At 55.6% G+C, this 17,703-nt stretch carries 19 protein-coding genes; 10 read left to right on the plus strand and 9 right to left on the minus strand.

Annotated elements, in window-relative coordinates; translation table 11 throughout:
• The first annotated feature begins 9 nt into the window (after positions 1–9).
• The 5 genes from ACR0NN_RS13500 to ACR0NN_RS13520 all read left to right on the plus strand — a co-directional run bounded on the left by ACR0NN_RS13500 (position 10) and on the right by ACR0NN_RS13520 (position 2,479).
• Positions 10–342, plus strand: coding sequence for a hypothetical protein (locus ACR0NN_RS13500; RefSeq protein ID WP_170724025.1), 333 nt, complete (start codon positions 10–12; stop codon positions 340–342).
• A complete protein-coding gene (locus tag ACR0NN_RS13505) occupies positions 339–761 on the plus strand; it encodes a DUF6314 family protein (protein ID WP_170724026.1) in 423 nt (140 codons plus the stop codon). The genes ACR0NN_RS13500 and ACR0NN_RS13505 overlap by 4 nt, the downstream gene beginning before the upstream one ends.
• Before the next feature lie 75 nt (positions 762–836).
• Positions 837–1,424, plus strand: coding sequence for a biotin transporter BioY (locus tag ACR0NN_RS13510; protein WP_170686192.1), 588 nt, complete (start codon positions 837–839; stop codon positions 1,422–1,424).
• A gap of 138 nt (positions 1,425–1,562) precedes the next feature.
• Positions 1,563–2,120 (plus strand): hypothetical protein, encoded by a 558-nt coding sequence (locus tag ACR0NN_RS13515; protein WP_170724027.1) that lies wholly within the window; start codon positions 1,563–1,565, stop codon positions 2,118–2,120.
• A gap of 11 nt (positions 2,121–2,131) precedes the next feature.
• On the plus strand, positions 2,132–2,479 hold the full coding sequence (locus tag ACR0NN_RS13520) for a hypothetical protein (RefSeq protein WP_170724028.1): 348 nt from the start codon (positions 2,132–2,134) through the stop codon (positions 2,477–2,479).
• A gap of 51 nt (positions 2,480–2,530) precedes the next feature.
• Here ACR0NN_RS13520 and ACR0NN_RS13525 read toward each other — a convergent pair whose 3' ends face one another.
• On the minus strand, positions 2,531–3,745 hold the full coding sequence (locus ACR0NN_RS13525) for a bifunctional alpha/beta hydrolase/OsmC family protein (protein ID WP_170724029.1): 1,215 nt from the start codon (positions 3,743–3,745) through the stop codon (positions 2,531–2,533).
• Positions 3,746–4,000: 255 nt separating this feature from the next.
• Between ACR0NN_RS13525 and ACR0NN_RS13530 the strand changes: the two genes are divergently transcribed.
• Positions 4,001–4,195, plus strand: a complete 195-nt coding sequence (locus tag ACR0NN_RS13530) for a hypothetical protein (protein WP_170724030.1) — start codon at positions 4,001–4,003, stop codon at positions 4,193–4,195.
• A gap of 3 nt (positions 4,196–4,198) precedes the next feature.
• Here ACR0NN_RS13530 and dddP read toward each other — a convergent pair whose 3' ends face one another.
• A complete protein-coding gene (dddP, locus tag ACR0NN_RS13535) occupies positions 4,199–5,542 on the minus strand; it encodes a dimethylsulfonioproprionate lyase DddP (RefSeq protein WP_170724031.1) in 1,344 nt (447 codons plus the stop codon).
• A 124-nt stretch (positions 5,543–5,666) separates the two neighbouring features.
• Between dddP and ACR0NN_RS13540 the strand changes: the two genes are divergently transcribed.
• On the plus strand, positions 5,667–6,410 hold the full coding sequence (locus ACR0NN_RS13540) for a heme-dependent oxidative N-demethylase family protein (protein ID WP_170724032.1): 744 nt from the start codon (positions 5,667–5,669) through the stop codon (positions 6,408–6,410).
• Positions 6,411–6,446: 36 nt separating this feature from the next.
• On the opposite strand, the gene ACR0NN_RS13545 is transcribed toward ACR0NN_RS13540, so the two are convergent.
• The 5 genes from ACR0NN_RS13545 to ACR0NN_RS13565 form a co-directional block, all read right to left on the minus strand.
• Positions 6,447–7,355: a hypothetical protein gene (locus ACR0NN_RS13545; RefSeq protein WP_480684871.1), complete on the minus strand. Its 909-nt coding sequence runs from the start codon at positions 7,353–7,355 to the stop codon at positions 6,447–6,449.
• A 197-nt stretch (positions 7,356–7,552) separates the two neighbouring features.
• Positions 7,553–8,347, minus strand: coding sequence for a lytic murein transglycosylase (locus tag ACR0NN_RS13550; RefSeq protein WP_170686184.1), 795 nt, complete (start codon positions 8,345–8,347; stop codon positions 7,553–7,555).
• A 66-nt stretch (positions 8,348–8,413) separates the two neighbouring features.
• On the minus strand, positions 8,414–9,061 hold the full coding sequence (locus ACR0NN_RS13555; RefSeq protein ID WP_170724034.1) for an MSMEG_1061 family FMN-dependent PPOX-type flavoprotein: 648 nt from the start codon (positions 9,059–9,061) through the stop codon (positions 8,414–8,416).
• Positions 9,062–9,190: 129 nt separating this feature from the next.
• Complete coding sequence (gene glnA, locus ACR0NN_RS13560; protein WP_170686182.1) at positions 9,191–10,597, minus strand: type I glutamate--ammonia ligase; 1,407 nt, start codon at positions 10,595–10,597, stop codon at positions 9,191–9,193.
• Between the two features lie 33 nt (positions 10,598–10,630).
• Positions 10,631–10,969 (minus strand): P-II family nitrogen regulator, encoded by a 339-nt coding sequence (locus ACR0NN_RS13565; RefSeq protein WP_170686181.1) that lies wholly within the window; start codon positions 10,967–10,969, stop codon positions 10,631–10,633.
• 169 nt (positions 10,970–11,138) lie between these two features.
• Here ACR0NN_RS13565 and ACR0NN_RS13570 point away from each other — a divergent pair, with 169 nt between their 5' ends.
• The 3 genes from ACR0NN_RS13570 (at position 11,139) to tig (ending at position 15,678) form a co-directional block, all read left to right on the plus strand.
• Positions 11,139–12,731 carry an NAD(P)H-hydrate dehydratase gene (locus tag ACR0NN_RS13570; protein WP_480684874.1) on the plus strand — a complete coding sequence of 531 codons (1,593 nt, stop codon included), beginning with the start codon at positions 11,139–11,141 and terminating at the stop codon, positions 12,729–12,731.
• A 306-nt stretch (positions 12,732–13,037) separates the two neighbouring features.
• Positions 13,038–14,162, plus strand: a complete 1,125-nt coding sequence (locus ACR0NN_RS13575) for a porin (RefSeq protein ID WP_170724036.1) — start codon at positions 13,038–13,040, stop codon at positions 14,160–14,162.
• A 184-nt stretch (positions 14,163–14,346) separates the two neighbouring features.
• On the plus strand, positions 14,347–15,678 hold the full coding sequence (gene tig, locus ACR0NN_RS13580; RefSeq protein WP_170724252.1) for a trigger factor: 1,332 nt from the start codon (positions 14,347–14,349) through the stop codon (positions 15,676–15,678).
• A gap of 96 nt (positions 15,679–15,774) precedes the next feature.
• Here the strand turns inward: tig and ACR0NN_RS13585 are convergent, their stop codons facing one another.
• Both ACR0NN_RS13585 and ACR0NN_RS13590 read right to left on the minus strand, forming a co-directional pair.
• Positions 15,775–16,629, minus strand: a complete 855-nt coding sequence (locus ACR0NN_RS13585; protein ID WP_170724037.1) for an acyl-homoserine-lactone synthase — start codon at positions 16,627–16,629, stop codon at positions 15,775–15,777.
• A gap of 119 nt (positions 16,630–16,748) precedes the next feature.
• A complete protein-coding gene (locus tag ACR0NN_RS13590; protein ID WP_170686177.1) occupies positions 16,749–17,450 on the minus strand; it encodes a LuxR family transcriptional regulator in 702 nt (233 codons plus the stop codon).
• Positions 17,451–17,703: the final 253 nt, after the last annotated feature.

Consider the following 17,703-nt stretch of genomic DNA (forward strand, 5'->3'; position numbering starts at 1 on the left):
AGTGGCGGGATGAGACGGTTTGCCCTGATTTTATTGCTTTTGCCCGGGATTGTGGCGGCTGAAGGGTTTCAGAAGCTGGCGGGCGATGAGATTCTGAAGACGCTTTCGGGCAAGAAACTCGATTACGGCGAGGGGGTCACCCAGACCTTCGATGAAAACATGCTGACGCAGTACTTTTCGGGCCGCCCAAGTTCAGGACGATGGGCTGTACGTGGGGATCGGTATTGCTCAGTCTGGCCGCCATCGGACTATTGGGCCTGCTACGATATCGAGCAAAGTGGCGAAACAATTCGATTTGTGGATGATGCGGGTAATACAACCGACGGAATCTATGCCGAGTGAGTGCGCCTAGGAATATCTCAGACTTTCAAGGTGTTTGGCGCCTATCGCGACTGATCCGAGATGAACGGGCAGGGCAGATCATCGACGCCGATGGCGAAGCGGTTCTGCGTCACGACACCCAAGGTCTGATCTATGATGAGACGGTCACGCTGCGCATTCCGGGGCAGCCTGCAATGACGGGAACGCGCCGGTATCTTTGGCGTGATGCTGGGGATCAGATCGCCATTCACTTTGACGACAATCGGTACTTTCACACCCTCAAGCTTGGCCAAACCTGCGCCGAGGATCATCACGATTGCCCGCCGGACAGCTATGATGCACACTATGATTTCTCGGGATGGCCGCGCTGGACAGTCCGCTGGACCGTATCAGGACCGCGAAAATCCTATGAAATGGAGACCAAATACGCGTTGCGATAGCGTAATCATCTTGCAGCAACGGCCCGGAACGGGCATTGCTGCAGGTGCAAATAAGTCCGAATGTGGAGAAATGAGATGAACGCAAACGTACTGGCCAACGCTTTTGGCCCGCGTGAGGGGACGGCGCTGCGCGTCAAGCAGGCGGCTCTGGTTGCCCTGGGTATCGTTGCTCTGGCTGTTGCAGCCAAAATCAAAGTGCCGATGTGGCCGGTTCCAATCACTATGGGCACATTCGCCGTGCTGACCATCGGCACTGCCTATGGCGCGCGCCTTGGCCTGATCACGATGCTGGGATACCTGCTGGTCGGCGCACTTGGCTTTGACGTGTTTGCGGGGTCTTCGGCTGAAAAATTCGGCCTGACCTACATGATGGGTGGAACTGGCGGGTATCTGGTCGGTTATTTGATGGCGACCGTACTGCTGGGGGCACTGGCCGCGCGCGGCTGGGACCGTTCGGTTGGCAAGCTGGCGCTGGCGCTGGTACTGGCCAACGTCCTGATCTACGTACCGGGCCTGCTGTGGCTGGGTCAACTTTATGGCTGGGACAAGCCGATCCTCGAATGGGGCCTGACACCGTTCCTGCTGGGTGATGCAATCAAACTGGCGCTGGCCGCGCTGCTGATCCCAGGCCTGTGGAAGCTTCTGGGCGACGCGCGCACTTAATTCCGCGTACATACCAAAATCACACCCGCGTTCGGAGCCGTCCGGGCGCGGGTTTTTTATTGCGTGCAGAATAGGATGCTGGACAAAGCCGATCTGCATGGGCAACCTGATACCAGAAACTGATCAGGTTATTGAGATATGCGTATTTTGTTAAGTTTGGCGCTTGTCGCCAGTGCCGCCTCTGGGCTGGTCACAGCACCTGCGCAGGCCGACACGCCCGTCACATATACCGACAATGGACGAGCCCTGTTTCGATTTGAGGTTCCTGACTTCTGGACTCTGCGAACCGGTGGCCCGCGCGAAATTGAGGATACCAATCTGGGCGATGCCCGCGCCGTATCGCGCGTGATGGGGATCAGGCCAGTGACCGACGACAATGTCTGGATGGGCTTTGTATCCCCGTCGCGTGTTTCCAGCATCCAGGGCGGGCTGCGCTATCTCGAGGATATCGACAAATTTCTGGTCAAAGACCCGACCGTGACCAGCACCAGCGACACAAGAATTGGCGGTCTGCCAGCGCGTGTGGTGCGCGGCACTGGAAATCGGGATGGGCGGGGTGTGAATTTCACCGCTACTGTTATCGACCTGCCGCGTGACCGCGTTGCCATTGGTGTCGCGATCCTGCGGGACGGGGCCGACCCGACTTATGTTGATGCATTGAACGCCGTTTTTGCGTCGTTCCGGTCTTTGAAGTAAGGAGGCTCGGAATGACCCGCAAAGTGATCAAACGGTCTATTCTGGCGCTGGGATTTGGCGCTGCAACGTTTACTCTATCCGCCTGCGATGGCGTGTCTGTCGGAGTGGGATATGGCGTCGGCTATGATCCGTTTTACGACTCGATGCTGTGGAACGACTACTACTACGACCGCGATGTGAATGTAGATGTGGAGATCAACCGCCCTGACAGGCCGGATCGTCCGGATCGACCGGTTCGTCCCAATCCGCCGCCGCGACCGAAGCCACCAATCGCCAAACCGCCGTCGCGTCCGCATCCTCCGGTCGCGCGGCCGCCGGCAGCAAGGCCTCCGATTCACCGGCCTTCACCGCGCCGATAGGAAAGGGGGCAATTGCCCCCAATCAAATTCCCAATTTGGTGCACACGTTATTTAGTCGAGCAACTCGGTCGTGATATGGGCCGAACCCTCAAGGGTTCGATGGACGGGGCATTTATCTGCAATCTCCAGCAGTTTGGCCCGTTGGTCCGCATCCAGGGCGCCTTGCAGCCGTATCTTGCGGCGGAACTGATCTACCTTGCCATCGCTGGCCAATCCGGCGTCCTGAGCGTGCACTTTGTCGTGGCAGACATCGACCATGATCCCCGTCAGCGGCCATTTCTTGCGCCGTGCATACATGCGAATGGTCATCGACGTACACGCGCCCAGCCCCGAAGATACGAACCCATACGGGGACATGCCCCGATCCGTGCCACCGTACGAAGCAGGCTCGTCCGCGACCGCATGGTGGCGCGGGCCGGACTGGATGTCTTGCAGGAAACCTGCCGGGTCAGCCTCAGTCACACGAACAACGCCCTCCGGAGCTCCGGGTGGCGGGGCTGGGGGACATAGTTTGACATAGCGCGACACCCAAGCCGCAATGACATCCGCCGCGTAATCCGCATCTGCGGCGCGTGTGATCAGATGGTCCGCATCGTCGAGCGTGACAAAGCTTTTGGGGTGTTTCGCAGCCAAAAAGATGGTGCTTGCGTTGTCGATGCTGACAGTTTCGTCGCGCGGTGCATGCAGGATAAGTAGGGCCGCTTTTAGATCAGCAATTGCTGGGGTCAGCGCGGTCTCGGATATATCGTCGACAAATGCCTTGCCGATCCGGAACGGGCGACCGCCCAGTGACACCTCGGCGCTGCCTTGGGATTGTATCTCAGGCAGGGCGGATTCGAAATGGTGGGACACATGGCCTGGATCAGCAGGTGCACCAAGCGTAACGACCGCCTTGACCGAAGGGATTCCGGCCCGCGCGCGCAGAACTGCAGCGCCGCCAAGTGAGTGACCGATCAGCAGGGCCGGGGCCATGTTACGACTGGCGAGGTAATGCGAAGCAGCGATCAGATCTTCTACATTCGATGTGAAAGTCGTGTTTGCGAACTCACCGCCCGAATGACCCAGACCGGTGAAATCAAACCTAAGGACCGCGATGCCCATCGCTGCCAACCGCGCCGAGATGCGCCGCGCGGCGGGAATGTCTTTGGAACAGGTAAAGCAGTGCGCAAACATAGCGGTCGCCAGAACCGGCCCGTCGGGGAGGTCAAGGCGCGCGGCCAATTGGCTGCCGTCGTGACCGGCAAATGTAACGCGTTCGGTGGGCATGATGAATCCTTGGTACTCTGGGTTTGAACAATACTGTGTGCTGCAGGCAGTTGGCTCAACCTATGTGTCAGCAGCGTAACGGGAAGGTGAGGTCGCGGGGCAGCGCGCCCCAGTTGGTCGATGCGCTGAATGTTTGGCCAAACTAGCCATATATCTTCACGATTAGTGATGATAATCCGATCAAACATTCATTTTACTTATTGCTCGACCATCCCCAACTTGCAGACATCCTAATCAACCAAAGCAGAGGTCAAAATGGCACATTCAACATTTGCACCCCCAAGCACAGCGATCCGACCCGGAGTTCTGCTCGCAATCCTGCTAACCGGCGCAATTGGGTTTGCGCTAGGGCAAAGCTGGCCTTTGGCCAATTTGCCCTTCGACACGCACACAATCACCGCGCAAGAGGACTGGCACGGAAATGTCAGGAGGTCTCGTTGGTCGAAATAATGCTCAGTCGATACCCATCAACTGTGCGTCGAACGGATATTTTGTCAGGTTTTCGTAGCCGTCTTCTGTGATCAGAACCTGATCTTCCAGCTTGATCGAGAAATCGCCACCGACCTCGCCAACAGCTGCTTCGACGCACAGCACCATTCCGGGTTCAAGCGGGTAATCATATGCACCTTCAACCGCTTGGTCGGGATAGGCCACCAGGGGCCATTCATCACACAACCCGACCCCATGCATGAGGCAGCCGTATTTTTGCGCTTGGAACTTGTCGTCCAGCCTGTGTGTGTTTGCGGATAGCTCAGGGATCATGACGCCAGGTTTCAGCATCTCCATATTGGTCATGATATGCTCGTGCGCATGCTGCATGGCATAGATCATATCATGGCGCGGTTTTTGATCTCCGATCCACCAAGTGCGCGAGATGTCGACGCAAATGCCGTAGGAACCGATCAGGTCGGTATCAAAAGCAATAATCTCGTTTTGTCGGGTAATGCGCGGGCCGCATTCCTGGAACCAAGGATTGGTGCGTTGACCCGAGGCCAACAGTCGAGTTTCGATCCATTCACCGCCGCGACGAATATTTTCGGCATGTAGCACTGCCCAGATATCATCCTCGGATGTGTTCCCGTCACCTACATTGGCACGTGCAAAGCGTTCCATTTCGGCCACTGCGGTCTCGCAGGCGTGGCTGGCGCATCGCATCGCAAGGATTTCGTCCGGGCCCTTTATGGCACGAGTTTTCTCGGTGAGTTCTTCACCGTCCATCACCTCAAATCCCTGCGCCTCAAGCGCGCGCAGGCCGTGCAGCATGATCTTGTCGACACCAAGCCGCATATTGCCGCCGCCATGTTCTGAGATTAACGCGCGCACTTCGTTCGACAACACATCAGCGGCCACATCGACCTTGTCGCCCCGGTCGAAATAGAACAGATCCGCGCCTGAGCGCTGCTCGCGTACCAGTGGGTTGAATTCCGACAGGAACGGTGAGTTTTTGTAATCCCAGATGACCATATATCCATCGGCGCAAACCAAAACGGCCCGGAACGGATTATGGGTGTTCCAAAGCTGCATGTTTGTGCTGTCAGTCGCGTAGCGAATGTTCAGGGGGTCAAACAGCAGGATACCTCCCCAACCGCGCTGCACGATGGCTTGGGTCAGCCGAGTCCAGCGATATTCCCTCATCCGCTCAAGATTTGGCAGGCTCAATCCTGCAATTTCCCATTCGTTGAACGCAAGTTGTGTCGGCCCGATTTCGATTCTGTCATTATCGTTCGGGGTGCCATCGCCAAGCGTGGCGCCCTTGGTCGGGTCGATCTTGCGGGTGTCACGATAGGGTGTGTTCATGGGTGAGCCTTTCTTCATACCGGTATTATCTGCAAAGCCTCAGCCATTGCGTCTTCAAGGTTTGCGACTGACTTTGGGTCGCTTTTTGACCGACACGGCCTGAGCAGGGTGTTATGCCTCGGACATGACCGTGATTTTACAGCAAGCCATCCCGTATGATCCCCTCGCCCCGAACCCGCTGCCCGGCATAAAGCCGGCCGACCATGGGAACTGGCTGCATCGTGACGACGCCTTTGCAGCCCAGATGAAACGTCGATCAGAACTTCTGGCTCAGCGGAAATCGGATGTTTTGGCGCAGAGTTCCGAGGTGTTGAAACCCGCGCAAGAGTTGCTGGATCTTGTTCTTCAGCAAGTCTATCCGGACGCGACCGATGCGGTTTCTCGTCCGGACGGATTGCTGATTGCGATTGATCGGGATCAACCGCTGGAAACGCTCTGCCAACTGGTGCAGGAAGATTTCTGCATTCTGCAACAGCAAGGCGACGAGCATGTTCTTACTGGCGCGATATTGTGTTTCCCGGCAAGCTGGATGCTGTCCGAGAAATTCATGCGCCCGCTGACTGCCATTCATGCGCCCGTCGATGCGTATGACGCCAACATCGCCCGGCGCGTGCAGCGTCTGTTCGATGGCATTCAACCTGCGCGACCGTTGTGGAGGTTCAACGCGCTTTGGTACCATGATGCGGAATTGTTCCAACCACGAAGCATCAATCAGCGGCGCGAGCCTCAGAACAAAACCTCGGCGCGGTATTTGCGCAGTGAACGTCAAACATTGTTGCGCCTGCCTGAAACCAAAGCTGTGGTATTCTCCATCCATACCTATGTGCTGGCCGCCGAACAGGTCCTGAAAATGGAAAACCCCGCCTGACGGCGGGGCCTCCAAGGAGGGTCTTGGGTCGTTTGGTTACATGCCGAGGACGTTCGCGACCCCGGCAAAGGCGTTCGTGGCGTTTAGGCCGAAGATCGCCGTGGTGAACGCAAGCACTTGTGTATTAAGCCGAAAATCTTCGCCCCGGATCAAATTTACCGCTGCCAATGACACGGCGATTGGGGCAGAGATACTGGCCACAGCGCCGGTCATACCCCAGCTGGTCAGGCGTAGAATGTCGCTTGGGCGTTCTTCGTCTTCATCTGCTTGGGTGGCGCTAACAGCAGGTCTGGCAGGCTCGGCTTCGGTCCGGAAAGCAATGCTAAGCAACTGATCATCGCTCAGCTGAATCGGACGTGGTCTTGCCTGTTCAGTTTGGATATTGTCCGCATCAGGATCGGGCAGATCGAGCCCGGCAAACGGGCCGCTGACCGTTTCGAATATTTGCTTACGATTCCGGCTGTTGCGTGGCGCAATTGAATCAAATGCGCTCATGAATTGTTCAATTGTCAGAACGGTCTTGGGTGACAGCCATTCGACGCGTCTGGTTGTGCAGATGTCGACCATCCGATACAGGATCACCACCAACATCAGTTCGGAAATCTCGCTGTCGTCGAGTAACTTTGAAACCGGGCAGATGGTGATGGTCAACCGATTACCCGGCGGTGTAACGGCAGGGCGGGTCTTGGTTTTCAGGCCAGCGGTTCGATCCATCCGCTCATGATGACTGCGCTCAGCTTCGGCGGGTTTCGAATCCAATGTCAGGCGAACAAGGTATTGGCTGCAAACGATGCTGGCCTCAGACGCGCTGAGAAGCGTTTTGCGCTCGACCAGATGGCCATAGTCCCCCAGCGTGGTCGAAACGACCTCGCAAAGACGCTCAAGCGCGCCATCTGCAGAACCATCGAACTGAAGGCCACCGTGGTACGTATGCTTCGCAGTCACAGCATGTTCCTTTGCCGTAATAATCTTCACAACAAAATACCAAGCGAAATAGAGCAAATTTTGGCGAAACTGAAAAAAAGTCGGAAAATCCTAAGATTGATTACGCTTTGGAAACTGAGGAAATCAGGGTTTTCTAAAGTTTGTGTGGCGGGAATGTGGCTGAAATCAGATATGCTGACCTCAGGTGAGTTTCCAGTTTAGTTGTCGATTCGGGCGGCCATAATGGCGATGGATTGCTGATAGACCGAGGCCGCGTTCCACTGCTGAATCACCGCAAAATTAGGCTCGCCCTTTTGATAGCCGCGACCGGGCTTCCACCCTTTCTTGCGTAAGAAATTTGCGGTCGAGGCCAGCGAGTCAGTCATGTTGTAGAAGTCAACGCGACCGTCCCCAGTTGCGTCCACTCCGTAGGTCAAAGCATTGCCGGGTAGAAACTGGGTGTGACCCAGCTCGCCATGTTTTGCCCCTTTTGTCGCCATCGTAAGGGTGCCTTGGTCGACCAATTTCAGCGCTCCAATGGCGTGTGGTATGAAGAACTCGGATCGGCGACAATCGTAGGCTAATGTTGTGATTGCGGAAACAACCTGGCTGTCTCCCATGAAATTTCCAAAGCCCGTTTCCATGCCATGAATGGCGATCAGAACACCCGCAGGCACGCCATATTGGCGCTCCAGTGCGGCATAGAACTCAGGGTTGCGCGCTTTGCGTTTGCGCCCTTGTGCAACGATTGTGTTGGCACCGCGGACCTGCATGAACTTGTCCAGCGAGTATTTGAAACTCTTTTGATTGCGATCTGCCGCGATTGTTCGGGTCGCATACTGAGATTGCGCAAGCGCCTGAAGACCCTTCTTTTTCACTCCGGCCCTTTTGGCGGTTTTGGCAAAGTCTGATTTCCATGCTTCGAACCCACTGCTTGTATTCCCGCAAGGGGCAGACAGCGCCATTGAGGGCAAGAGCAAAGCGAGGGCGACGTAGGAGCAGAGGCGAAGCATAGAAAAATCCGTTAGCTGGAAGTGACGCGATCAGCCTATGCCGAGACCGACACACCGAAAAGTGGTTTAATACAAGTCAAGCTCGCCTGAGTCTTTCAGGCATTCGAACCACTCATCCGGAGTTTTGTCGATCTTCGCGTGTTTGACCATCATGGCGTTCATATTGGGCAGGTGAGATGAGTCCGGCCACTCATCCGGTTGCCAGAGGTTTGATCGAATGATGCACTTGGGACAGTGTGCAAAAACAGTGTCGACATGGATCAACAGGGCCAGCTTCGGGGCGCGACCACTCATTTCCATTTCTGAAAGCAAATCCGGATCCGCAGATATCCTTGCGGCCCCTCGCAAGCGCAGAGTTTCCATCTTTCCCGGAACAAAGAAAATAACACTGACGCGTGGGTCTCTCAGGACGTTGTGAAACGTATCCACGCGCTTGTTTCCCGGCCGATCCGGGATCGCGATCATTTTCGGGGAAAGCACATGTACAAAACCCTCGGGATCGCCACGGGGCGAGATATCAAGGTGTCCATCGGGATTTGCCGAGGCGATCAGACAAAAGGACGAGGCGTCGATGAAATCACGGCACATCTGATCAAGCGATGACAGTTCCTTGGCAATGATCTGCGGCAACGGCCGACCGGAAATTTGCTCTAGCTCTTCATCTGTTTTCACCAGATTTGAGTACTCAGAAAAGGGTGCACCGCGTGCGGCCATGCGATTTCTCCGCTGGAAACTGTGTGCCAAGTTTGAAAGATCAGCCGCGATCCGTCAAATCTGGTGCAGGCCAATGAAAAAGGGCGCCCGATGGGCGCCCCCGTAAGAATTTTCGTCGAAAATTCTAGATCAGCAGCTGTAGTACATGCCGTATTCTACAGGGTGCGGTGTGTGCTCGTAGGTTTCGACCTCTTCCATCTTCAGCGCGATGTAGCCATCGATCTGGTCTTTGGTGAACACGTCGCCCTGCAGCAGGAAGTCGTGATCTGACGCCAGTGCTTCCAAAGCTTCACGCAGGCTGCCGCAGACCGTCGGGATGTCGGCCAGCTCTTCGGCAGGCAGATCATACAGGTTCTTGTCCATAGCTTCGCCCGGATCGATCTTGTTCTTGATGCCGTCCAGACCGGCCATCAGCAGGGCTGCAAACGCCAGATAGGGGTTAGCGGCCGGATCGGGGAAGCGAGCTTCGACGCGCTTGGCTTTCGGGCTTTCGGTCCACGGAATACGCACGCAGCCTGAACGGTTGCGGGCCGAATAGGCGCGCAAGACGGGGGCTTCGAACCCTGGGATCAGACGCTTGTAGCTGTTGGTTGCCGGGTTGGTGAAGGCATTCAGCGTTTTGGCGTGTTTAAGGATGCCGCCGATGAAGTACAGCGCCTCATCAGACAGGTCGGCGTATTTGTCGCCCGCGAACAGCGGCTTGCCGTCTTTCCAGATCGACATGTTCACGTGCATGCCGGTACCGTTGTCACCTGCGATTGGCTTCGGCATGAAGGTCGCCGATTTGCCATAGGCATGTGCAACGTTGTGGATCACGTACTTGTATTTCTGAAGCTCGTCGGCCTGCTTGGTCAGGCTGTCGAAGATCAAGCCCAGCTCGTGCTGGCACGAAGCAACCTCGTGGTGGTGCTTGTCAACCTTCATGCCCAGACGCTTCATGGTCGACAGCATTTCCGAACGCAGGTCTTGGGCTTCGTCAACCGGGTTAACAGGGAAGTAGCCGCCCTTGACGCCCGGGCGATGGCCCATGTTGCCCATCTCGTATTCGGTGTCGGTGTTCCACGATGCGTCTGTTGCATCAACTTCGTAGGATACCTTGTTGATACTGTTCGAGAAACGAACGTCGTCAAACAGGAAGAACTCGGCTTCAGGACCCATATAAGCCGCATCACCGATACCGGAAGCCTTCAGGTACGCTTCGGCTTTCTGAGCGGTGCCACGCGGGTCGCGCTCGTAGGCTTCGCCGGTGTCGGGTTCTACGACCGAGCAATGCAGGCAGATGGTTTTTTCCGCATAAAACGGATCGACATAGGCACTGTCGGTGTCGGGCATCAGTTTCATGTCAGATGCTTCGATCGACTTCCAACCCGCGATCGACGAGCCGTCAAACATAAAGCCTTCTTCCAGGAAGTCCTCGTCAACCTGGTCAGACATGATCGTCACGTGCTGAAGTTTACCGCGCGGGTCGGTGAAACGGATGTCGACGTATTCTGCGTCTTCGTCCCGGATCAGCTGAAGAACTGCGTCCTTGCTCATACTCTTGTTTCCTCTGAATTGAAGATGGGTCTGTTACAGAGCGTCCGAACCGGTCTCACCGGTGCGGATGCGAATGGCTTGTTCGACAGGCGAGACAAAAATCTTGCCGTCTCCGATCTTGTCGGTTTTTGCAGCGCCGACGATGGCTTCGATCGCGGCGTCAACCTGATCGTCGTCCAGAACGACATCGACCTTCACCTTTGGTAGAAAGTCGACAACATATTCTGCGCCACGATACAGTTCGGTGTGACCTTTCTGACGGCCAAAGCCTTTCACCTCGATCACGCTGAGGCCTTGAACGCCGACGTCCTGCAGCGCTTCTTTCACTTCGTCCAGTTTGAACGGCTTGATGATCGCTTCGATCTTTTTCATTCCGGCTCACCTTGCATGGTTGTCACGACGGCAATGATCACGTCTAAGATCGGGCGGCAATGGCGCTGCGGATTTGGTCGCTTTGTTGTGCTGTGAAATCGTGCAGCAGATGAAATTTTGTTCGATTTGCACAAAATGTAATCATAATTGAATCGCTTTGGGGATTGAGATGACAGATTTCCTGACCGCCGCACAGATGCGCGCCATTGAACAAGCTGCAATCGAGTCTGGTCAGGTGACGGGATTGGAGCTGATGGAGCGGGCCGGGCGGGGTGTGGTTGAGGCTATGTTCGAAGAATGGCCCGAGCTGCAGAATATCCACGGTCGGGCAGTTGTTCTTTGTGGACCAGGCAACAATGGCGGGGACGGATTTGTTGTCGCGCGGTTGCTTAAAGACCGAGGTTGGGAGGTCGAAGCGTTTCTTTTCGGTGATCCGGCCAAATTGCCACCGGACGCAAAGACAAATTTCGAACGATGGGACGGATGGACACTGGGCGCTGCTGACCTTGCCAAGTTGAAAATCCGGCACCCGGATTTGTCCATAGATGCACTGTTTGGAACCGGGTTGGCGCGTCCGATCGAGGATCCGGCATTGTGGGAACACTTGTGGGCCCACGATGATGCTGAGGATGCATGGGAAGCACGCGGCGAGAGTAAGGGAACCGACATCGTGCCGCCGCGCACTGTTGCAATCGATTTGCCATCCGGGCTTTGTTCGGATTCCGGGAAGGTGCTGGGCGGTGCGTTTCCCCCGCATGGTCGTCGCTGTGCGCGATCAGCCCTGACAGTTTCATTCCACGCGCGGAAACTTGGGCATATTCTGGCTGAAGGGCCAGCAATGTGTGGTCGGGTGGTCGTGAAAGACATCGGGCTGAGCGACAATACAGGCGGTACTGACATCGCTCAGGCTGTAAGCCGTCCCTCGGGCGGGGACCTCGGAAAAAGCCAGGATGCCCATAAATATTCCCATGGGCACGCGTTCGTTCTAACGGGTGGGGTCGGCAAGACCGGCGCTGCGCGGTTGGCAGCCCGGGGTGCATTGCGTGTTGGGGCAGGTTTGGTGACGCTCGGCGTTCCACCGGCTGCATTGATGGAGGTCGCCAGCCAGATTACGGCGCTCATGCTCAAGCGAGTTGATGAGAGCGAAGACTTCACTGACATACTACGCGACGAGCGGTTGAATGCGCTGTGCCTTGGCCCGGGCTTGGGGTTGGAGCGAGCGCGAAATCTGGTTCCCATCGCCTTGGCGACGGGGCGTTCTGTTGTTTTGGACGCGGATGCGTTGACCACCTTTGCGGATTCGCCTGATACGTTGTTAGGAATGCTCCATGACAGATGCGTATTGACGCCGCATGGGGGAGAGTTCGCGCGGCTGTTTCCTGGTATCGCAGAAAAGCTCTCGGCGGCCCCGAACAAGGGGCCGGCTTTTTCCAAAGTGGATGCTACCCGCGAAGCCGCTGAACGAGCGGGTTGCGTGGTTCTGTTCAAAGGACCTGATACAGTGATTGCAGCGCCAGATGGTCGATGCCTGGTCAATGCCGGGGTTGATGATCGAGCGTCACCATGGCTGGCGACCGCCGGATCAGGTGATGTGTTGGCGGGCTTTATTGTGGGTCTAATGGCGCGAGGTTTTCGCCCGGTGCTCGCGGCTGAAACCGCCGCATGGTTGCACGTGGAATGCGCAAGGCAGTTTGGGCCGGGATTGATTGCCGAAGACCTTCCGGAACAGGTGCCAGCCGTATTCAGGCAATTAGATATCTAAGAATATAGGCAGATATTGGCCGATGGCCGGGCAAAGCGGCGATGTTTCGCCGTTCTGTCCCGTATGGCGCATAACGGATGTTTGCATGCTGCAACGCTCAGGGCCAGAATTGTCTTGCGAGCGGGTTGGCGGCATCTACCGAATTAGGTCAACTTATTGATAATAAAGTTCTTTCCAGAGGGTGCCTGCCGCCGCATGTGGCAGAAATGCAATGCCTGACCTATTCGCATTTGCGAACGTTGGAACAGATGAACCGCGTGAACATATCGGCAATATCAAGAAACTGACCCATCTATGGTGAATGACATGACAGTGAAATTTAAGCTGACTTCGATCGCAGCGGCGCTTGTCACAACGACAGCAATCCCTGCCGCCGCCGAACTGAAATACGAAAACAATACGGGCGGCTATGTCCTACTCTATGGTCAATTGCACCCGGCCTTGATCTCGGTCGACGATGGTGAGGAAACCGAAACGCGGGTTCTGGACAATGACCTGTCGAACAGCCGCGTTGGTTTGGAACTGCTTCAGCCCTTCGGCAACAACGATTTCACCTTCCGCTTTGAAACCGGCCTTGGTCTTCCGAACTCGAGTGAGTGGAACCAGCTGGGCACGGATTTCAGCGGCTGGACCCGTGAAGATATCCGCCACGTTGATTTCGCGCTTGCCGGTGACTGGGGTAAATTTTCGGCGGGTCAGGGTAGCATGGTTGCGGATGGCGCTGCCGAAGTGGACCTGTCTTATGTCGGAACCGCGCTGTATTCCTTTACCAATGACGAAAATGGAGGGTTCTTCTATCGCGGTACTGACGGTTTGCTGAGCGACATCACCGTTGGTGATTCCAGCAGCAACTTTGACGGTGCACGCCGCGGCCGCGTTCGCTATGACACGCCTGAGTTCAGCGGTTTCAAGGCAGGGATCGCTTATGGTCAAAACATTCTGTCCAGCAGCGATGACGACGATTATTACGACATCGGTGTGCGCTACAACAATACCTTCGGTGGTGGGGTTGAGTTTGCAGCGGCCGTTGCGTACTCGGTTCGGTCGGCTGACGATGGATCAGGCGATCGCAAAGACACCATCGGATCGGCCTCGGTTCTGCTACAAAGTGGCCTCAGCTTTACCGTTGCTGCCGGTACGCGCGACAATGATGCGGATGGGGCGTCTGATCCGAATTACTTTTACGGTAAGATTGCCTATGAAGATGATTGGGTATCCTGGGGCAAAACCGGTATCGGGATCGACTATTATTCAGGTTCGGACTTTGTGAATGACGGCTCCAGCACAGATGCATGGGGCATTGCTGTTGTTCAGCGCATCGACAGCATCAATACCGATGCCTACCTGAAATACCGCAATCACGACTTCGAAGATGGCGCTTCGTTTGACAATAACGAAGCCTGGGTGCTGGGCGCCCGCTGGAAGTTCTGATTTCGCGGCTTTTGATGTTCGAACGCCCCGGCCTGTGTCGGGGCGTTTTTTCGTCTGAGAGAGGGGTAAAACAGGGCCGAAAGGGCCTTTGCCTCTTGCACGCAGGCGGCAGGGCAAATAGAAGGCGTCAAATTTGCCCGGCGCGCCCGTTTTGCGCGCCCCGAATCCTATGGGGACTACCAAAATGCAGGTTACCGAGACGCTGAACGAAGGTCTGAAACGTGGCTACAACATCGTTGTGACCGCGGCCGAGCTGGACGACAAGGTCAACGAAAAGCTGACCGAAGCGCAGCCCGAAGTTGAAATGAAGGGTTTCCGCAAAGGCAAAGTGCCTATGGCGTTGCTGAAAAAGCAGTTTGGCCAGCGCCTGCTGGGCGAAGCGATGCAGGAAACCATCGATGGTGCGATGAACAAGCACTTTGAAGACAGCGGTGATCGTCCGGCTCTGCAGCCCGAGGTCAAGATGACCAATGAGGACTGGAAAGAAGGCGACGACGTCCACGTCGAGATGTCTTATGAGGCACTGCCCTCGATCCCCGAAGTTGACCTGAAATCGGTCGAGCTGGAGAAGCTGGTTGTCAAAGCCGATGACGCAGCCGTTGAAGAAGCGCTGAACAATCTGGCCGAGACCGCGCAGAACTTTAAAGCGCGCCGCAAGGGTTCCAAAGCCAAGGACGGCGACCAGATCGTTTTCGACTTTGTTGGCAAGGTTGACGGCGAAGAGTTCGAAGGTGGTTCAGCCGAGGATTACCCGCTGGTTCTGGGTTCGAACAGCTTCATCCCCGGCTTTGAAGAGCAGCTGGTTGGTGTGAAAGCCGAGGAAGAAAAAGACGTCAACGTCACCTTCCCAGAAGAGTACGGTGCCGAGCATCTGGCGGGTAAAGACGCCGTATTCTCCTGCACCATCAAAGAGGTGAAGGAACCGGTTGCCGCCGAGGTCGACGATGAGCTGGCCAAGAAATTCGGCGCCGACGATCTGGCTGCACTGAAAGAACAAATTGGTGAACGCCTGGAAGCCGAATACGCAGGAGCATCGCGTGCTGTTATGAAGCGTGCTCTGCTGGACGTGCTGGACGAGAAAGTGTCGTTCGAACTGCCGCCGTCGCTGGTTGAAGCCGAAGCCAAGCAGATCGCACATCAGTTGTGGCACGAAGAGAACCCGGAAGTCGAAGGTCACGATCATGATCCGATCGAGCCGACCGACGAGCACAACAAGCTGGCCGAGCGCCGCGTGCGCCTGGGCCTGTTGCTGGCTGAACTGGGCCAGAAAGCCGAGGTCGAAGTGACCGATGCCGAGATGACGCAGGCGATCATGAACCAAGCGCGTCAGTACCCGGGTCAGGAACGCCAGTTCTTTGAATTCGTGCAGCAGAACGCTCAGATGCAACAGCAACTGCGCGCGCCGATTTTTGAAGACAAGGTTGTCGACTATATCGTCGAGCTGGCAAAGGTCGAAGACAAAGAAGTCAGCAAAGACGATCTGCAGAAAGCCGTTGAGGCACTGGAAGAGGAATAATCCTCTACCTTCCCTTTTTTCAGGGGCAAAAAAAGCGGAGCCGTCTCGAAATTAGACGGCTCCGCATGGGTGGCTTTGTACTATGAGGTGAGGGGGTCAGGCCTCATGAGCAAAAGCACGGGGGGTTTGTAACAGAGCGATCTTCTGCTCTGGGGTGAAGGTGTCCGTCAGCGCTTCGATCAGTTTCAGCACTGCCTGTCTTTCATCTTCGGTCTTGGCCGCACTCATCTGTTCGACAAAGTACTTCTCAAGATCCGTAAGCGGCTTGTGGTCACGATTTGCCGGGCTGAGTGTCTTGGCTTTCTTGGCCTCGAACATCTCAAGCGCCGTTTCTTCTTCGATGAAGACATCATGTTGGATGTCTGCAAATTCACGAAGTCCCGAAATCCGTTCTTCACTGCAGTCCAGTAGGGCGGCCATCGCGGGCACTTTGCCCATCGGAACCGTCTCGCCTACATAGTCGTAAGGTGCGCAATTCGATCGTTTGAGGACGCGGTTCATTACCGGGTCGATCACGGTGATGATGTCCTGAATACCTGCGCTGCGGCAGTATTCCAAAGATCCGATCATCAACTCGCAAGTCGCATAAGAGACCGAGTTCTTTTCTTTGCCACGCGTCAGTCGCTGAGTGTCGACGCAGAAGCGGGTTGATTCCCACAAGGTCGCGCTGCGCATCGGTGCTTCGCCGCACAGGATATCCGAGAAGACATCCGAAAGCATGTGTGGACCGGTGGTCTGGAGTGCACGCACTGCGGCTACGACGTTCCCCTCATCGTCGAGACCGATTACATATGCAGGATCCAGGTGGTCGAACTGATCGATTTCTTTCCCATCTTCGATCTGTACATCCCATCCAAGCCGACCGCCAAAGACGCGGGCGCGCAGTTCGAACATTTCGTCAAGTACCTCGGTGAACAGATGTCTGTTCAGCCCATCAACTACCAAAATCATGTTAACCCCCTTCGAGTGATCTGTCTGTGGATAAGACGTTACTCGGATTCGAGGACGAATCTATTGGGGGTTTCCCGTAATATTGGCTTTTTTTGGCCGAATTTCGGAAGAATTTGGCTTTAACCTGGGTAGATTAGCCCGATTCCGATGGCGCGACCGACTGCCTGAGGAGTCGTGAGTGCATTAAGCTTTTCGCGCGAAGAACGCAAGTGCACCTCAACCGTGCGGTGCGAAATAGACAAAATATCGCCAATATCCTGTTGGGATTTGCCCGCTGCGGCCCATTGCAAAATCTCCAACTCGCGGCTGGAGAGGGTCGGGTGATACAGCATCCGGCTGATCGTATCCGACGTCATGACGTTGTCATGGATGTGCACGGCTAGAGATTGCAGGTCGCTGATCACATTTGGAACCAGCTTCTTCCATTCTTCGCGGCTGCAATCCCGTGTGGCGCTTAGAAGACCGATGTCGCCATATGGGCCCCTGACTGGGATGGTAACCCCTTGATCAGGTATTCCAAAATCATGCGCATCACGGAATACGCGCTGGAAATCCTTGCCACGCTCAAGGCGGCTCCAATCGACTGGGGCGATGCTGCGTTGAACCATGTGCAGGGTAGGATCAATCAAGTGCAAACCTTGCTCTTGATAGTGATTTTTCCAGTCGTCACCATAGGTCACATGGCCATGGATCGTTCCCGCGGCCGGGTTCATACCAGCATAGGCCGCATGGTCCATTTCGTATTTGTCACAGACCTGCTGCAGGAACTCATCATAGCGAGAGTCCTGTTCGGGAAGGGTGCTGAGATCAACAATATCCATACGGTAACGACCAGTTAGACCCGAGTGAGCGGGCGGATCCCCTTGGCCAGGAAAATGGTACAGTCTTCCCTGACGTCAAGCAGCACATCACATTTCGCCTGTTAAGACAAGAAGATGTGGGAAATGTCTGCCTTTTATAGGCAATTGTGCCTTTCAGACACACAATAACGCACCGCCGCAGGGTGTTAACGTCATGGTTGTGCAGTGGGTCATGGGATTCGCCGTGGCATTATGATGATTATGTGTGTGCATT

The organism is Ruegeria sp. BA2 (assembly GCF_056539605.1).

Coding starts and splice junctions, on each gene's coding strand:
- ACR0NN_RS13575 (WP_170724036.1), top strand. CDS start 13,038: ATGACAGTGAAATTTAAGCTGACTTCGATCGCAGCGGCGCTTGTCACA.
- ACR0NN_RS13590 (WP_170686177.1), bottom strand. CDS start 17,450: ATGGATATTGTTGATCTCAGCACCCTTCCCGAACAGGACTCTCGCTAT.
- ACR0NN_RS13530 (WP_170724030.1), top strand. CDS start 4,001: ATGGCACATTCAACATTTGCACCCCCAAGCACAGCGATCCGACCCGGA.
- ACR0NN_RS13585 (WP_170724037.1), bottom strand. CDS start 16,629: ATGATTTTGGTAGTTGATGGGCTGAACAGACATCTGTTCACCGAGGTA.
- ACR0NN_RS13570 (WP_480684874.1), top strand. CDS start 11,139: ATGACAGATTTCCTGACCGCCGCACAGATGCGCGCCATTGAACAAGCT.
- ACR0NN_RS13515 (WP_170724027.1), top strand. CDS start 1,563: ATGCGTATTTTGTTAAGTTTGGCGCTTGTCGCCAGTGCCGCCTCTGGG.
- ACR0NN_RS13520 (WP_170724028.1), top strand. CDS start 2,132: ATGACCCGCAAAGTGATCAAACGGTCTATTCTGGCGCTGGGATTTGGC.
- glnA (WP_170686182.1), bottom strand. CDS start 10,597: ATGAGCAAGGACGCAGTTCTTCAGCTGATCCGGGACGAAGACGCAGAA.
- ACR0NN_RS13525 (WP_170724029.1), bottom strand. CDS start 3,745: ATGCCCACCGAACGCGTTACATTTGCCGGTCACGACGGCAGCCAATTG.
- ACR0NN_RS13555 (WP_170724034.1), bottom strand. CDS start 9,061: ATGGCCGCACGCGGTGCACCCTTTTCTGAGTACTCAAATCTGGTGAAA.
- ACR0NN_RS13510 (WP_170686192.1), top strand. CDS start 837: ATGAACGCAAACGTACTGGCCAACGCTTTTGGCCCGCGTGAGGGGACG.
- ACR0NN_RS13540 (WP_170724032.1), top strand. CDS start 5,667: ATGACCGTGATTTTACAGCAAGCCATCCCGTATGATCCCCTCGCCCCG.
- dddP (WP_170724031.1), bottom strand. CDS start 5,542: ATGAACACACCCTATCGTGACACCCGCAAGATCGACCCGACCAAGGGC.
- ACR0NN_RS13550 (WP_170686184.1), bottom strand. CDS start 8,347: ATGCTTCGCCTCTGCTCCTACGTCGCCCTCGCTTTGCTCTTGCCCTCA.
- ACR0NN_RS13565 (WP_170686181.1), bottom strand. CDS start 10,969: ATGAAAAAGATCGAAGCGATCATCAAGCCGTTCAAACTGGACGAAGTG.
- ACR0NN_RS13500 (WP_170724025.1), top strand. CDS start 10: ATGAGACGGTTTGCCCTGATTTTATTGCTTTTGCCCGGGATTGTGGCG.
- tig (WP_170724252.1), top strand. CDS start 14,347: ATGCAGGTTACCGAGACGCTGAACGAAGGTCTGAAACGTGGCTACAAC.